Raw genomic sequence first — 15,145 nt, 5'->3', positions numbered from 1 at the left:
ACTCATCGATTTCGACAAGGACAACGCCATGACCCAAACGCGCAAGAAGGCCATCATCACGGGGATCACGGGACAGGACGGCGCCTACCTGACCAAGCTACTGCTCGACAAGGGCTACGAGGTCACGGGGACCTATCGCCGCACCAGCTCGGTCAACCTCTGGCGCATCGCCGAGCTCGGCGTCAACACGCACCCGAACCTCACGCTCGTCGAGCACGACCTGACGGACGCCGGCTCGAGCATGCGCCTGCTGGAACGCACACAGGCCGATGAACTGTACAACCTGGCCGCCCAAAGCTTCGTCGGCGTGTCGTTCGAGCAGCCGTCGACGACCGCCGACGTCACCGGCCTCGGTCCGCTTCACTTGCTCGAGGCGATTCGTCTCGTGAGCCCGAAGACGCGCTTCTACCAGGCGTCGACCTCCGAGATGTTCGGCAAGGTGCAGTCGATTCCGCAGACGGAAGCGACCTCGTTCTATCCGCGCAGCCCATACGGCGTCGCAAAACTGTTCGCACACTGGATGACCGTGAACTACCGCGAGTCGTACGGCCTGTTCGGTTGCAGCGGGATCCTGTTCAACCACGAATCGCCGCTGCGCGGCCGCGAATTCGTCACGCGCAAGATTACTGACACCGTCGCAAAGATCAGGCTCGGCAAGGCAACGCGCCTCGAGCTCGGCAACCTCGACGCGAAACGCGACTGGGGTTTTGCACTCGAGTATGTCGAAGGAATGTGGCGAATGCTGCAGGTCGACGAGCCCGATACCTATGTGCTGGCCACCAACCGGACCGAAACCGTGCGCGACTTCGTGCGGATGGCGTTCGCGGCGGCCGGCTATCAGATCGAATGGACCGGCAAGGGTGAGCAGGAACGCGGTCTCGATGCGGCAACGGGCAATGTGCTCGTCGAAGTGAATCCGAAGTTCTATCGTCCCGCGGAAGTCGATCTGCTGATCGGCTGCGCGGACAAGGCCAAAAGCAAGCTCGGCTGGGCACCGGAAACAACGCTCGAACAGCTTTGCCAGATGATGGTCGAGGCGGACCTCACGAGGAACCAACACCATGACACGTTCTGATATCGAACACGCACCGCGCCGTGCATTCGTCACGGGCTTGACGGGTTTCACCGGCCGCTACATGGCGCAGCATCTCGAAGCCGCCGGCTACGAAGTCTGGGGCACGGTCGCGCCCGGTTCGCCGCCGTCCGACGATCCGGTATTCGCGAACTGCACGCTGCTGCCCGTCGACCTGCTCGACGCGGATGCGGTACGCGCCGCTGCGGCCGACGCGCGCCCCGATGCGGTCGTGCATCTCGCCGCGCGTGCGCATGTCACGCAAGACGACCCATCGCAGACCTACGCGGTCAACGTCGTCGGCACGCGCCACCTGCTGGCGGCGCTCGCGGGTCTCGACCGCCGCCCGTCGGCGGTGCTGCTCGCGAGCAGCGCGAACATCTACGGCAACTCGACGGCTGGCGTGCTCGACGAAAGCGTCCCGCCCGATCCCGCGAACGACTACGCGATCAGCAAGCTTGCGATGGAATATGCAGCGAAGCTGTGGGCCGACCGGCTGCCGATCGTAATCGCGCGGCCATTCAACTACACGGGTGTCGGCCAGAGCGATGCGTATCTGTTGCCGAAGCTCGTCGCACACTATGCACGCAACGAACCGCGGATTTCGCTGGGCAATCTCGACGTGCGCCGCGACTTCTCTGACGTGCGCGACGTAACGGCCGCTTATCTGAAGCTGATCCAGACCGCGCCGGCCGGCGAGATCCTCAACGTCTGCTCGGAGCGCGCGTATTCGCTGAAGGAAGTGCTGGCGATACTGTCCCGCATCGCCGGCTACGTGATCGACGTGACGATCGATCCGCGCTTCGTGCGGCAAAACGAGGTGAAGAGCCTGAGCGGGTCGCGGGACAAGCTGCGGCGCGCGGTGGGTGAACTGCCCGTCACGCCGCTCGACGAAACGCTACGATGGATGGTGAGTGCGGTACGCGACGACGTGCCGGCACGTCCGCTGAACGGATCGCGCACGCGCGAAGGCGTGCGCCGCAGCTATGTCGCCGATGGCGACAGGGCGTCCTCGCAGGCGCGCCCCGTCGCATCGTTATAAGGGCGCCTGCCCGTTCGCTCAGCCTTCGAGGCCGCGCGCGAGATCCTTGCGCAGGTCGCCCGCGTCTTCTAGGCCGACCGACAACCGGATCAGCCCTTCGCTGATCCCTGCCGCCGCACGCGCTTCCGGCGTGATGCGGCCGTGCGTGGTCGTCGCCGGATGCGTAATGGTCGACCGCGTGTCGCCGAGGTTGCCGGTGATCGAGATCAGCTTCGTGTTGTCGATCACGCGCCACGCATTCGCGCGCTGCTGCTCGGGCGTATCGCCCTTCAGCTCGAACGACAGGATCGACCCGCCCGCCTTCTGCTGACGCTTCGCGAGTTCGTGCTGCGGGTGCGATTCGAGGCCCGGGTGAAACACGCGCGCAACGGCCGGATGCGAATCGAGCCAGCGTGCGATCTCCAGCGCGTTCGCCGACTGCTTTTCGACGCGCAGCGACAGCGTCTCCATCCCCTTCAGCAGCACCCACGCGTTGAACGCCGACAGCGTCGGGCCCGCGCTGCGCACGAACGGGAACACCTTGCCCATGATGAATTCCTTCGAGCCGACCAGCGCGCCGCCGAGCACGCGGCCCTGGCCATCGAGGAATTTCGTCGCCGAGTGCATCACGACATCCGCGCCGAGCTTCAGCGGCTGCTGCAGCACCGGGCTGCAGAAACAGTTGTCGACGACGAACAGCGCATTCGATGCCTTCGCGATCTTGCCGATCGCGTCGATGTCCGCGAGTTCGGTCAGCGGGTTCGACGGCGTCTCGAGGAAGAACATCTTCGTTTCCGGACGCACGGCTTCCTTCCATGCGTTCAGGTCGGTCGGGTCGACGAAGGTCGTCGTGATCCCGAACTTGCTGAAGATCTGCGAGAACATCCCGAGCGTCGAGCCGAACAGGCTGCGCGAGCTGACGAGGTGGTCGCCGGCCTGCAGCGCGGCCATCACGACCGACATGATCGCGGCCATCCCCGACGCCGTCGCGATGCACGCCTCGCCGCCCTCGAGCGCCGCGAGACGCTCCTGGAACATCGTGACGGTCGGGTTCGTGAAGCGCGAATAGGTGAAGTAGTCTTCCGAATTCGCGAAGCGCTCGGCCGCGTCGGCCGCGCTCTGGAAGCAGAAGCTCGACGTGAGGAACAGCGCTTCCGAGTGCTCGTTGAAGTCGCTGCGCAGCGTGCCCGCGCGCACGGCAAGCGTGTCGAAGTTGAGGGAGTCGTCCATGTTCCGTTTTCCGTATTCGAGGGTCGCGCGGGTGGCGCGAACCCAGTCAAAACCAGGCCAAAACAAAAAGCCCGCTATGCGTCGGCATCAGCGGGCTTCGGTGCGGTACGACAGCGATCGACTCGGGCCGGTTGCCACCGGCCTTCGCTTTAGCTGTTTTGGGAAGTCGCCCCGCGTCCGCAAGCTGATATCAAATCGACGCAAGGCCACATCCTATCACGCCTCGTCAAAAGCGTGCGCCGGTGTCACTCGACCGACAGCTGCAGGTTCATCTGCGAGCGTTCGGTGTCGCCGGCCGTGTCGCGATCGGCCTGCGATGCCGGCGTGAGGCGCGCGCGCTCGATCGCATCGAGATACTCGGGCGTCACGTCGCCGGTGATGTAGTTGCCGTCGAAGCACGACGCCTCGAAGCGCTCGAGCTTCGGGTTGATGTCGCGCACCGCGCGGCGCAGATCGTCGACGTCCTGATAGATCAGGTGGTCGGCGCCGATGATCTTCGCGACTTCTTCGTCGGTGCGGCCGTGTGCGACCAGTTCGCCGCGCGTCGGCATGTCGATGCCGTACACGTTCGGGAACTTCACGGGCGGCGCGGCCGACGCGAAGATCACCGACTTCGCGCCCGCATCGCGCGCCATCTGCACGATTTCATGCGAGGTCGTGCCGCGCACGATCGAGTCGTCGACGATCAGCACGTTCTTGTCCTTGAACTCGATGCTCATCGCATTGAGCTTCTGGCGCACCGACTTCTTGCGCACGGCCTGGCCCGGCATGATGAAGGTACGGCCGACGTAGCGGTTCTTGAAGAAGCCTTCGCGATACTCGACGCCGAGCTTCGCGGCGACCTGCATCGCAGCCGGGCGCGACGAATCGGGAATCGGCATCACGACGTCGATCGGCACGTTCGGCAGCTCGCGCTTGATCTTCTCGGCGAGATAGTCGCCCATGCGCAGGCGCACGTTGTAGACCGGCACGCCATCGAGGCACGAATCCGGACGCGCGAGGTACACGTATTCGAACATGCACGGATTCAGCGTCGGCTGCTCCGCGCACTGCTGGCTGTGGAAGTTGCCGGCCGGATCGATGAAGATCGCTTCGCCCGGCTGCACGTCGCGGACGAATTCGAAACCGATGCCTTCGACGGCCACCGACTCCGATGCGACCATCCACTCGGTGCCGTGCTCGGTCTCGAGCTTGCCGATGCACAGCGGGCGGATGCCGAACGGATCGCGGAACGCGAGCAGGCCGTAGCCGGCGATCAGCGAGACGATCGCATACGAACCCTGCAGGCGGCGATGCACGCCCGAGACGGCCTTGAACACCGAGGCCGGATCGAGCTCGAGGCCCGTGGTCGACAGTTGCAGCTCGTGTGCGAACACGTTGAGCAGCACTTCGCTGTCGGAATTGGTGTTGATGTGCCGGCGGTCGATCCGGAACATCTCGTCCTTCAGTTGCTGCCAGTTCGTCAGGTTGCCGTTGTGCGCGAGGATGATCCCGAACGGCGCGTTCACGTAGAACGGTTGCGCCTCGGCTTCGCTCGACGCCGAGCCGGCGGTCGGGTAGCGCACCTGGCCGATGCCGTAGGTGCCGGGCAGGCTGCGCATGTTGCGCGTGCGGAACACGTCGCGCACCATGCCGTTCGCCTTGTACATGTGGAAATTGCTGCCGTCCGCCGTCGCGATGCCCGCCGCGTCCTGACCGCGATGCTGCAGGAGCAGCAGGCTGTCATAGATCAGCTGGTTGACCGGGGATTGGGAGATAACGCCTACGATGCCGCACATGGCATGTCCTTCAGAATGACAAAATCGGTTCCGTCCTGCCCGGCCGCGTCGTCACACGCGTACGTACTGGGCCATGCCGTCGGGCAGGAGCTGCTTCAGCTCGTGCACGCCCTGTTCGGCGAAAGGACGCAATAGCGCATTGCGCCAGAATTCCTGTTTGGGCAGCTCGGTCAGCCCGGCCGCCGCGACCAGCAGCACCACCAGCACGCAGCCGCGGACGAGCCCGAACATCATGCCCAGCGAGCGGTCGACGCCGCCCAGGCCGCTCGCCTGCGCGATCCGCGACAGCAACGCGTTCGCCACGCCGGCGACCAGCACCACGCCGATCACGACCAACGCGAAGGCGATCACCCACTGCGTCAGCGCACCGCCCGGCCAGTTCGCCGGGATATACGGCACGACCAGTCCGACGTAGCGGCCCGCGATCACGATCGCCGCGATCCAGCCGATCAGCCCGAAAATCTCGGACACGAAACCGCGCCACGCGCCACGCAGCGCAGACAACGCGATCACCGCCAATACAGCGTAGTCGAAAGCGGTCAGCATCGTGCGTTACTGCGTCAGACCGGCTTCGCGCACCTTCGCGATCGCGGCGGATGCCGCCGCACGATCCGCGAACGGGCCCGCACGCAACAGTGTAGCCGTGCTGCCGTCTGCCTGCTTGCGATGCTCGACATATGCGGGCACACCCGCCGATTTCAATTTGGTGGCCCACGAACGGGCCGTCGCGTCGTCCTTGAACGAACCGAGCTGCACCGCGAAACGCGCGCCGGCCGGCGACGACGGCGACGAAGCATCGCTGCTGTCCGGGCTGGCGGCGTCGGTATGCGCGACGGCCGCGGGCGCGGGTGCTGGCTTCGGCGCGGCCGGCTTCGCCACGGGGGCAGCCGGTTTCGGCGCGGGCTTCGGCGGCGTCACGCTCGCCGTGGTCGTGGTATCGGGTTTCGCGGCCGGCTTGTCGGCATCCTTCGGCGCGGGCGCCGGTGCAGCCGCAACGGCCACGTCGGATGCCGGCGGTTCGTCGTGCGCGACGCCGGCCTGTACGTCGGAGGCGTCATCGTCGCGCGGTGCGACCGCCTGGTGCGCGGGCCGGTTCGGAATGTCGATGGCGATGTCGTCCGTGACCGGCTTCGGGTGCGAGTCGAGCACCATCGGCAACACGATCACGGCGGCGACGACGAGCGCGATCGCGCCGACGAGACGACGGCGCGCGCGTTGCTTTTCTGGAAGGGTCGGATCGAGGAGCAGTGCGTCCGATTCCGGACGCTCGGTGCGGCGCGAGCGTCGCTCGACGCGTTCAGTGGTGCGCTCCGTGCGCACGTTCCGGGAGGTCCCGGTGCGACCGCCGCGCCGCGGGGGCGCGTCGTCGTCTTTCTTGCCGAACGAGAAAATTCCCATGAATGGCTGAGTCCGAAACTGCCCGTCAGTCAGTGTTGCTGCGATTTACGGTAGGCCAGCACGCCGGCAACCGTATGGAAACTGCCGAAAACCACGATTCTATCATTCTCGGATGCTCTTTTTAGTGCATCGCGAAACGCTTCGGCAGGCGACGTGTAACGCGTGACGCTCGAATCGGGCCCCTCTTCCACGCCGGCCTTGCGCAGCGCGGCTTCGAGCTGCTCCGCGGAAGCCGCGCGCGGCAGCGGCAGGTCGGTCACGCACCAGTAGTCGATCTCGCCCTTCAGGTGCTGCAGCACGCCGTCGATGTCCTTGTCGTGCATCGCGCCGAACACCGCGTACGTGTACGGGAAGAAGCCCATGTTGCCGAGGTTCTGCTCGAGCACGGCCGACGCATGCGGGTTGTGCGCGACGTCGAGCACGATCGCCGGCTTGCCGGGCAGCACCTGGAAGCGCCCCGGCAGCTCGACGTTCGCGAGGCCGAGCCGGATGTCCTGCGCGGACACCGGCAGCACCGGACGCAGCGCTTCGAGCGCGGCGAGCGCGGCCGACGCATTGATCAGCTGATTCGCCCCGCGCAGCGCCGGGTACGCAAGCGCCGGATAGCGCTTCTCGCGGCCGAGGTAGCTCCACTGCTGGCGCTCCGCGCCTGCCTGCGCCTCGTAGCGGAAATCGCGGCCGACCAGCCACAGATCGGCGCCGATCGCTTCGGCGTGGTCGATCAGCGTTTGCGGCGCGGCCGGATCGCCGCAGATCGCCGGCTTGCCGGCGCGGAAGATCCCGGCCTTCTCGAACGCGATCTTCTCGCGCGTATCGCCGAGGTATTCGGTGTGGTCGATGTCGATGCTCGTGACGATCGCGCAATCGGTGTCGATGATGTTCACCGCATCGAGCCGGCCGCCGAGGCCGACTTCGAGGATCACCGCGTCGAGCCCGCGCGATGCGAACAGATGCAGGATCGCGAGCGTCGTGAATTCGAAGTACGTGAGCGAGACGGGCTCGGGGAGCGACGTGCGCGCGGCTTCGACGGCCTCGAAGTGCGGCAGCAGTTCGTCATCCGTGACGTTCTGCCCGTTCACGCGCGCGCGCTCGTTGAATTCGAGCAGGTGCGGCGACGTGTGGCAGCCGACCTTGTAGCCGGCGCGCACGAGGATCGTCTCGAGGAACGCGCAGGTCGAGCCCTTGCCGTTCGTGCCGCCAACGGTGATGACGGGGCAAGCGAATTCGAGCTGCAGCGCCGCCTTGACCTGTCCGATGCGGGTCAGGCCCATGTCGATGCCGACCGGGTGCGCGCGTTCGAGATGCGAAAGCCACGCGTCGAGAGTGGGAAAAGTGCTCATCGGTTCAAATCTGGATCGGTGCCGCCACTACGCCAAAAAACGAAGCGCGCCGCCTGACGCTGAAGCCAGGCGACGCGCAGTGTTCACAACCTCGCGCCGGTCAGGCCAGCGCGTCGGCCGGTTGCCGCTGCAGCAGCGCGAGCAGCTGCGCGATCTCGTCGCGCAGCTTGCGGCGGTCGACGATCATGTCGATCGCGCCCGTCTTCAGCAGGAATTCGGCGCGCTGGAAGCCTTCCGGCAGCTTCTCGCGGACCGTCTGCTCGATCACGCGCGGGCCGGCGAAGCCGATCAGCGCCTTCGGTTCGGCGATCACGACGTCGCCGAGGAACGCAAAGCTCGCCGACACGCCGCCCATCGTCGGGTCAGTCAGCACCGAAATGAACGGCAGCTTCGCTTCCGACAGCTTGGTCAGCATCGCGGTGGTTTTCGCCATCTGCATCAGCGACAGCAGGCTTTCCTGCATCCGCGCACCGCCCGAAGCGGTGAAGCAGATGAACGGCACTTGCTGTTCCAGCGCGTTCTGCGCGCCGCGTACGAAGCGCTCGCCCACCACCGACCCCATCGAGCCGCCCATGAACGAGAACTCGAAGCAGGCCGCGACCACCGGCAACGTGTGGATCGCACCGCCCATCACGACCATCGCGTCGGTCTCGCCCGTGTCGTCCATCGCTTCCTTCAGACGATCGGGGTACTTGCGGCTGTCCTTGAACTTCAGCGTGTCGACCGGCACGATTTCCTGGCCGATCTCGTAGCGGCCTTCCGGATCGAGCAGCCCGTCGAGGCGCTCACGCGCGCCGATGCGCATGTGGTGATCGCACTTCGGGCATACGTGCAGGTTCGCGTCCACGTCGTTGCGGTACAGCACGGCCTCGCAGGACGGGCATTTGACCCACAGGCCTTCCGGAATGCCCTTGCGGCTTTTCGGGTCGGTCTGCTTGATCTTCGGCGGCAACAGTTTGTCGAGCCAGCTCATCGTATGGTTTCCTGTTCCGTGGCGGGGCGGGCCAACCGGCCCGTTCCCGCTTCCTGTGTTGTGTTTATCGCGCCGCCTTGCCCGCGCCGTCCAGGGCGGCACGCAGCTCGGCGATGAACGTCTTCAGCGCGGCGGCGGCACCCTCCGGCGCAGCGCTTTCGAGCAGCTGCACGAGGCGGCTGCCGATCACGACGGCGTCCGACACCTCGGCCACCGCGCGCGCCGTTTCGGCGTCGCGGATACCGAAGCCGACGCCGACCGGAACCGGCACGCGCGACTTGATGGCCGGGATTTTACCCGCAATGCTCGAAACATCCAGATTTCCTGCGCCGGTCACGCCCTTGAGCGACACGTAATACACGTAGCCGCTCGCGATCTTGCCGACGTCGGCGATGCGTTCGTCGGTCGACGTGGGCGCGAGCAGGAAGATCGGATCGATCTGCGCGGCGCGCATTTTCTCGGCGAACACGCCCGCCTCTTCCGGCGGATAGTCGACGACGAGCACGCCGTCGACCCCGGCCGCCTGTGCTTCGGCCGCGAACGCGTCGACGCCCATCCGCTCGATCGGGTTCGCATAGCCCATCAGCACGACGGGGGTTTTGGGGTCGGTTTCGCGAAAGCGCTTCACGTCGGCGAGCACGCTCTTGAGCGTGACGCCGCGCGCGAGTGCGCGTTCCGACGAGCGCTGGATCACGGGGCCGTCGGCCATCGGGTCCGAGAACGGCACGCCGAGTTCGATCACGTCCGCGCCGCCTTCGGCGAGCGCGTGCATGAATTCGACGGTTTTGGCGGGATCGGGGTCGCCGGCCGTGATGAACGGGATCAGGCCCTTACGGCCTTGTTCGGCGAGCGCGGCGAAGGTCTGCTGAATACGGGACATGGCAATTTTCCTAAATGCGTTCGGCGATGCGGCGGCGCGATTCACGCGCACGCCGGCGCAGCGAGCGCGTTCACGCGCTCGTGCGCGATCGCGCAATAGCTTTCGTTGATCTCGTAGCCGACGAAGTCGCGCCCCTGCCGTGCGCAGGCCACCGCGGTCGTGCCGCTGCCCATGAACGGATCGAGCACGCGGCCGCCCGGCGGGCAGCTTGCGAGCACCATCCGCTCGATGATTTCCAGCGGCTTCTGGGTCGGATGATCGACGCGCTCCGCGTGCTGCCGGTGCAGGCGCGAGACCGACCAGACGTCCTTCGGGTTGTAGCCCATCTCCAGCCACTTGCTGCCTTCGAACAGCTTGCGCGAGCGGGCCTTCTTCGTGTCGGCGTCGTACGGGATGCGGACCGGATCGAGATCGAAGTAATACGCCTTGGAAACCGCGAAAAAGCCGATGTTGTCGTGCACTGACGTGAAACGGCGCGTCGTGCCGCCCATGCTCGGCACGCGCCGGTCCCAGATGATCTCGTTGACCATCGTGAGCTGCGTCTTCAGGAAGCTGAAGATTTCCGGCGCGTACTGCCACGTGCAGAAGATGTACATCGACCCGCTCGGCTTCAGCTTCGGAATCGCGAGCTCGAGCCACTCGCGCGTCCACGCGAGAAAGTCGTCGCCCGAACGCTTGTCCGAGTCGTTGCCGTAGTCCTTGCCGAGCCCGTACGGCGGATCGGCGACGATCAGGTCGATCGACGCGTCCGGCAGGTGCGCGGCATGGGTCAGGAAATCGCGGTTATGCAGCTCGATCCCGGACGGCAGCGCGCGCGGCTCGGCAGCGGCGGGCTGAACCGCCCCCGCCTCGCTCGCGGCACCGCCGCCCGGTTCTTCGATCAGGTCACGCATCGGTCGGGGTCAGAGCTCGATGCCCGATCGCTCGGCGACCGTGTGCATGTCCTTGTCGCCGCGGCCCGACAGGTTGACGAGCAGGATCTTGTCCTTCGGCAACGTCGGCGCGAGCTTCACGCCATACGCGATCGCGTGGCTCGACTCGAGCGCGGGAATGATCCCCTCGATCCGGCAGCAGTCGTGGAACGCCTTCAGCGCTTCCTCGTCGGTGATGCCGACGTACTGCGCACGGCCGCTGTCCTTCAGCCACGCGTGCTCGGGGCCGACGCCCGGATAGTCGAGGCCCGCCGACACCGAATGCGTCTCGATGATCTGGCCGTTGTCGTCCTGCAGCAGGTAAGTCCGGTTGCCGTGCAGCACGCCCGGGCTGCCGGCGATCAGCGACGCCGCGTGATGGCCCGTGTCGAGGCCGTCGCCGGCCGCTTCGACGCCGATCAGCTGCACCGAGGTGTCGTCGATGTACGGATAGAAGATGCCCATTGCGTTCGAACCGCCGCCCACGCAGGCGATCACCGCGTCAGGCTGGCGGCCGGCGAGCTCGGGCATCTGCACCTTGCACTCGTCGCCGATCACGCGCTGGAAGTCGCGCACCATCATCGGGTACGGGTGCGGGCCCGCGACCGTGCCGATGATGTAGAACGTGCTCTCGATGTTCGTGACCCAGTCGCGCATCGCTTCGTTCAGCGCGTCCTTCAGCGTGCGCGAACCCGATTCGACCGGCACGACCGTCGCGCCGAGCAGCTTCATCCGGTAGACGTTCGCGGCCTGGCGGCGCACGTCTTCCGAACCCATGTAGACAACGCACTCCATCCCGAAGCGCGCGCAGATCGTCGCGGTCGCGACGCCGTGCTGGCCGGCGCCGGTCTCGGCGATCACGCGCTTCTTGCCCATGCGCTTCGCGAGCAGCGCCTGGCCGATCACGTTGTTGATCTTGTGCGCGCCCGTGTGGTTCAGGTCTTCGCGCTTCAGGTAGATCTGCGCGCCGCCGAGCGTCTCGCTCCAGCGCTGCGCGTGATAGATCGGCGACGGGCGGCCAACGAAATGCTTCAGCTCGCGCTCGAATTCGGCGACGAAATCGGGATCGTTCTGGAATTTTTCATACGCCGCGCGCAGTTCGTCCAGCGCGTGAATCAGCGTCTCGGCGACGAACGTGCCGCCATACGGGCCGAAGTGGCCGCGATCATCAGGAAGGTTGTACATGGTGTCTCTCTCGATCGGTCGGCGCGCCCCGCTTGTCGGGCCGCACCGGCTTGCATCACCCGGCGTCCGCTTCGCGCACCGCGCGTACGAACGCCGCCATCCGGGCGCGATCCTTCACGCCCTTCGCGCCCTCCACTTCGATGCCACTCGAGACATCGACAGCAAACGGACGCAACTGGCGAATCGCATCACCGACGTTTTGCGCGCTCAAGCCACCACTCAAAACGGCCCGATGCGCGAGCTCTGCGGGAATAAGAGACCAATCGAAGACCTTGCCGCTACCACCGTAATCCGGCACCAGGGTGTCGAACAGGAGGCCGCGCGCTTTCGAATAATGAAGCCCCGATTCTACCAAATCGGCCGATTGCGTCGAGGGGCCCACGCGCACCGCGCGCAGCCACGGCAGGCGTGCCGCGCGGCCAAGTGCGTCGCACTGCTCGGGCGTCTCGTCGCCATGGAACTGCAGCAGCGTGAGCGGCACGTCGCGCACGACGGCCTCGATCTCGGCCTCGGTCGCGTTCACGAACAACCCGACCACCGACACGAACGGCGGCGCGAGGCGCGCGAGCTCGGCCGCCTGCGCGATCGACACCGCGCGGGGGCTCTTCGGATAGAACACGAGGCCGATCGCATCGGCGCCGAGCGCGGCCGCATGCAGCACGTCCTCGGGCTTCGACAGCCCGCACAGCTTGATGCGCGTGCGCGGCGGCAGGCCGGCCACGGCGGGAATCGAGGGGGACACGGCGTGATCCGTCATGATTGCGGGTCCAGATCGGCCCAGACGCTGCTCCACGGCACACTGCCGAGCTGCGCGGGCGGGACGGCGAATTCCGCCGGGTAGCCGACGTGGGCGAGGTACAGCCCGTCGGCCATGAACGTGGGCGCCGCAAGCTTGCGATCGCGCCCGGCCAGCACGTCGGCGAGCCAGTCGGCCGGATAGCGGCCGCGACCGACCGCGACGAGGCAGCCCATCAGGTTGCGCACCATGTGGTGCAGGAACGCGTTGGCGCGGAACCGGAAATGGATGAAATGGCCCACGCGCCGCACGTCGATCTGATACAGGTGTTTGACCGGCGTCTTCGACTGGCATTCCGACGACCGGAACGACGAGAAGTCATGCTCGCCGATCAGATGCGCGGCGGCGGCGCGCATCGCGTTGTCGTCGAGCGGCGTATGGATCCAGCCCGCGCGCCCCGCCAGCATCGGCGAGCGCACGGGATGCACGTACAGCGTGTAGTAATAGGTGCGCTCGAACGCCGAGAAACGCGCGTGGAACGTGTCCGGCATCGGCTTCGCCCATTGCACCGCCACGGTCGGCGGCAGGAACGCGTTGGTGCCGCGCACCCATGAAAAAACCTCACGATCGAGGTCGGTATCGAAGTGCACGACCTGCCCGAGCCCGTGCACGCCCGTATCGGTTCGCCCCGCCACCGTCGTATGCAGCGGCACGCGCGCGAACTCGGCCAGTGCGTGCTCGAGCCGATCCTGCACGGTCTTGCCGTGCGGCTGCGCCTGCCAGCCGCAGAACGCCGCGCCGTCGTACTGGATGCCGAGCGCGATCCGCATCACGCCTCGTCCGCCAGTTTCGCGAGCAGCGCGCGCGCATCGTCGCGCGTCGCGGTGTCGTTCGCGTCGACCACTTCCTGCAGCAGCGTCCGCGCGCCGGACAGGTCGCCCAGCTCGACATACTCGGACGCGAGGTCGAGCTTGTTGCGCGCGATGCGGGCGAGTTCGTCCGGCGTCAGCGCCGGCAACGCAGCGCCCGGCGCGGCCGGCAGGTCGAGATCGAAATCGAGCTTCAGCGCGCCGAACTGCGCGCCGCCGAGCGGCGGCAGCGACGACGTCGCGAACGGGCTGCCCGCCTGGCTCGCCGGCGTCGCTGCGTCCGGATCCCAATCGAATGCATCGTCCTGGTCGGCCGGATGTTCCGGGGCCGGATCGATGGAGCCAATCGGGAGACGCTGGACGGCTTGACCGTTAGTTGCGATTTTATCGGTGTCGAACTGCCCTGCTTGCGCAGCCGGCTCATCCGCCGCCAGCGACGGCTCGTCCGGCGTGCGCGGCGGCAGCGGCATGTCGAGGCTGCTGAGCGCGCTGATCGCGTTCTGCATCAGCGCCGCATGCTGCGCTTCGGTGGCCGCGGGTGCGGCCGGCGTCTCCACCGGCGTCGCTACCCGTGGCTCCGCCGACGTCTCGATCGGCGTCGCCAACGACGTTTCGATTGGCTTTTCGATCGGCGTTTCAGCCGCGACCTTTTCGATCGGCTCGGCATCGTGCGAAACCGGAGCCGGCTCGCTCGCGGGCGGCACTGCCGCGTGTGCGGTCGGCAATTCAGGCTGCTCGACACGCGGCTTCGCCACATCCGACGACGGCAACAGATCCGTCTCCGGCGTCTCGACCGGCTCCGCCGCTGCGGCAGTCGCCGCGGCAAGGTTCAAGTCGGAAGCGGCATCACGCGCGACCGGCATCTCGGGCCGGATCGGCAGTTCCGGTTCGACGGATGGCACGGCTTCGGCTTGCGCAGTGGCAGCCGCAGCCGCGACACCGCCCGCTGCCGTAGCGGCGGCCACCGTGTCCGTCCCCGCATCGTCCGTGCGGCGGCTCTTCCTGCGCTTGCGCCACGCGAAACCCGCAAGGACGATCACGGCCGCACCGGCCACCGCGGCCGGACGCCAGTCCATCTGCTCGTGACTGCGCGCAGGTGTCACCACCGGCGCGACCGGCTGCGCGGACGCCGATACCGATGCAGGCTGCACTGCGCTGGCAGCAACGCCGGATGCCGCTTCGCCGGTCGTCGACGCAGCCGCGGACGCGCCCGCATCGCTCGCGGCCGGACGCGGCGCGACAGGTGCCGGCGCCGGAGCCGGCGTAACCGCGTTCGTCGTGGCCGGCTTGCCGATACCGTGCTTCTGCAATTCCATCAGCACGCGGTTCTTCAGCGCCAGCAGTTGCTGCAGGCTCGACGGCCGCGGCTGCGACGCGCCCGTGACAGGTGCCGCGCCAGCCGGTTCGTTCATGCCCGGAACCTGGCTGCCCGACGCAGGCGGAATCACGGCCCCGCTCGCGGACGATGGCACCGACTGGATCGTGCCGCTCCACACATGCGGACCGCTTGCACCGGCCACGGGTGCCGCCGGCTGCATGCTTTCGACAGCCGATGCGCCGTGCGCAGCCGAAGCACCGACCGATGCCGACGCACCGGCGGCCGTCGCGACGCTTGCACCGCTGACAGGCGCCGCATGCACGGCCGGCGCCACCGGCGCGGATTGCACGGTCGACCCCGGATGCGGTGCGGACGCACCACGCTGCGCGACTGCCGTGCCGCCCGATGCGGCGGCGGGTGCGGACGCTGCCGCC

At 67.0% G+C, this 15,145-nt stretch carries 13 protein-coding genes and 1 pseudogene; 2 read left to right on the top strand and 12 right to left on the bottom strand.

The window, feature by feature from the left end; translation table 11 throughout:
- Positions 1-28: 28 nt before the first annotated feature.
- Together gmd and G3N96_RS11200 are read left to right on the top strand one after the other, a co-directional pair.
- Positions 29-1,075, top strand: coding sequence for a GDP-mannose 4,6-dehydratase (gene gmd / locus G3N96_RS11205; RefSeq protein WP_206137248.1), 1,047 nt, complete (start codon positions 29-31; stop codon positions 1,073-1,075).
- Positions 1,062-1,997: pseudogene (locus G3N96_RS11200) on the top strand (NAD-dependent epimerase/dehydratase family protein); the annotation flags it as partial. The gene gmd and the pseudogene G3N96_RS11200, both read left to right, overlap by 14 nt.
- A gap of 135 nt (positions 1,998-2,132) precedes the next feature.
- Here G3N96_RS11200 and G3N96_RS11195 read toward each other — a convergent pair.
- The 12 genes from G3N96_RS11195 to G3N96_RS11140 form a co-directional block, all read right to left on the bottom strand.
- Complete coding sequence (locus G3N96_RS11195) at positions 2,133-3,323, bottom strand: O-succinylhomoserine sulfhydrylase (RefSeq protein ID WP_206137246.1); 1,191 nt, start codon at positions 3,321-3,323, stop codon at positions 2,133-2,135.
- A 245-nt stretch (positions 3,324-3,568) separates the two neighbouring features.
- Positions 3,569-5,101 carry an amidophosphoribosyltransferase gene (gene purF, locus G3N96_RS11190; RefSeq protein ID WP_089457853.1) on the bottom strand — a complete coding sequence of 511 codons (1,533 nt, stop codon included), beginning with the start codon at positions 5,099-5,101 and terminating at the stop codon, positions 3,569-3,571.
- A gap of 51 nt (positions 5,102-5,152) precedes the next feature.
- Positions 5,153-5,647, bottom strand: a complete 495-nt coding sequence (locus G3N96_RS11185; protein WP_069251156.1) for a CvpA family protein — start codon at positions 5,645-5,647, stop codon at positions 5,153-5,155.
- Between the two features lie 6 nt (positions 5,648-5,653).
- Positions 5,654-6,499 carry an SPOR domain-containing protein gene (locus G3N96_RS11180; RefSeq protein WP_089497353.1) on the bottom strand — a complete coding sequence of 282 codons (846 nt, stop codon included), beginning with the start codon at positions 6,497-6,499 and terminating at the stop codon, positions 5,654-5,656.
- Positions 6,500-6,528: 29 nt separating this feature from the next.
- A complete protein-coding gene (gene folC / locus G3N96_RS11175) occupies positions 6,529-7,839 on the bottom strand; it encodes a bifunctional tetrahydrofolate synthase/dihydrofolate synthase (protein WP_206137245.1) in 1,311 nt (436 codons plus the stop codon).
- Between the two features lie 100 nt (positions 7,840-7,939).
- Complete coding sequence (accD, locus tag G3N96_RS11170) at positions 7,940-8,812, bottom strand: acetyl-CoA carboxylase, carboxyltransferase subunit beta (protein ID WP_089497355.1); 873 nt, start codon at positions 8,810-8,812, stop codon at positions 7,940-7,942.
- A gap of 64 nt (positions 8,813-8,876) precedes the next feature.
- Positions 8,877-9,692: a tryptophan synthase subunit alpha gene (gene trpA / locus G3N96_RS11165; protein WP_089442926.1), complete on the bottom strand. Its 816-nt coding sequence runs from the start codon at positions 9,690-9,692 to the stop codon at positions 8,877-8,879.
- Between the two features lie 41 nt (positions 9,693-9,733).
- Positions 9,734-10,585 (bottom strand): site-specific DNA-methyltransferase, encoded by an 852-nt coding sequence (locus G3N96_RS11160; RefSeq protein ID WP_124576370.1) that lies wholly within the window; start codon positions 10,583-10,585, stop codon positions 9,734-9,736.
- 9 nt (positions 10,586-10,594) lie between these two features.
- The gene (gene trpB, locus G3N96_RS11155) at positions 10,595-11,788 is read right to left on the bottom strand and encodes a tryptophan synthase subunit beta (protein WP_089442928.1); all 1,194 of its coding nucleotides are present in this window, start codon (positions 11,786-11,788) and stop codon (positions 10,595-10,597) included.
- Between the two features lie 55 nt (positions 11,789-11,843).
- A complete protein-coding gene (locus G3N96_RS11150) occupies positions 11,844-12,545 on the bottom strand; it encodes a phosphoribosylanthranilate isomerase (protein ID WP_206137244.1) in 702 nt (233 codons plus the stop codon).
- A complete protein-coding gene (gene truA, locus G3N96_RS11145) occupies positions 12,542-13,354 on the bottom strand; it encodes a tRNA pseudouridine(38-40) synthase TruA (protein WP_206137243.1) in 813 nt (270 codons plus the stop codon). Before truA ends, G3N96_RS11150 begins: the two co-directional genes overlap by 4 nt.
- A partial coding sequence (locus G3N96_RS11140; protein ID WP_206137242.1) for a FimV/HubP family polar landmark protein occupies positions 13,354-15,145 on the bottom strand: 1,792 nt, incomplete at its 5' end. The genes truA and G3N96_RS11140, both read right to left, overlap by 1 nt.

The organism is Burkholderia sp. Se-20373 (genome assembly GCF_017104705.1).
Taxonomy (GTDB): Bacteria; Pseudomonadota; Gammaproteobacteria; order Burkholderiales; family Burkholderiaceae; genus Burkholderia.
The sequence above is the reverse complement of the archived record's forward strand: the minus strand, read 5'-3'. Positions and strand labels throughout refer to the sequence as shown.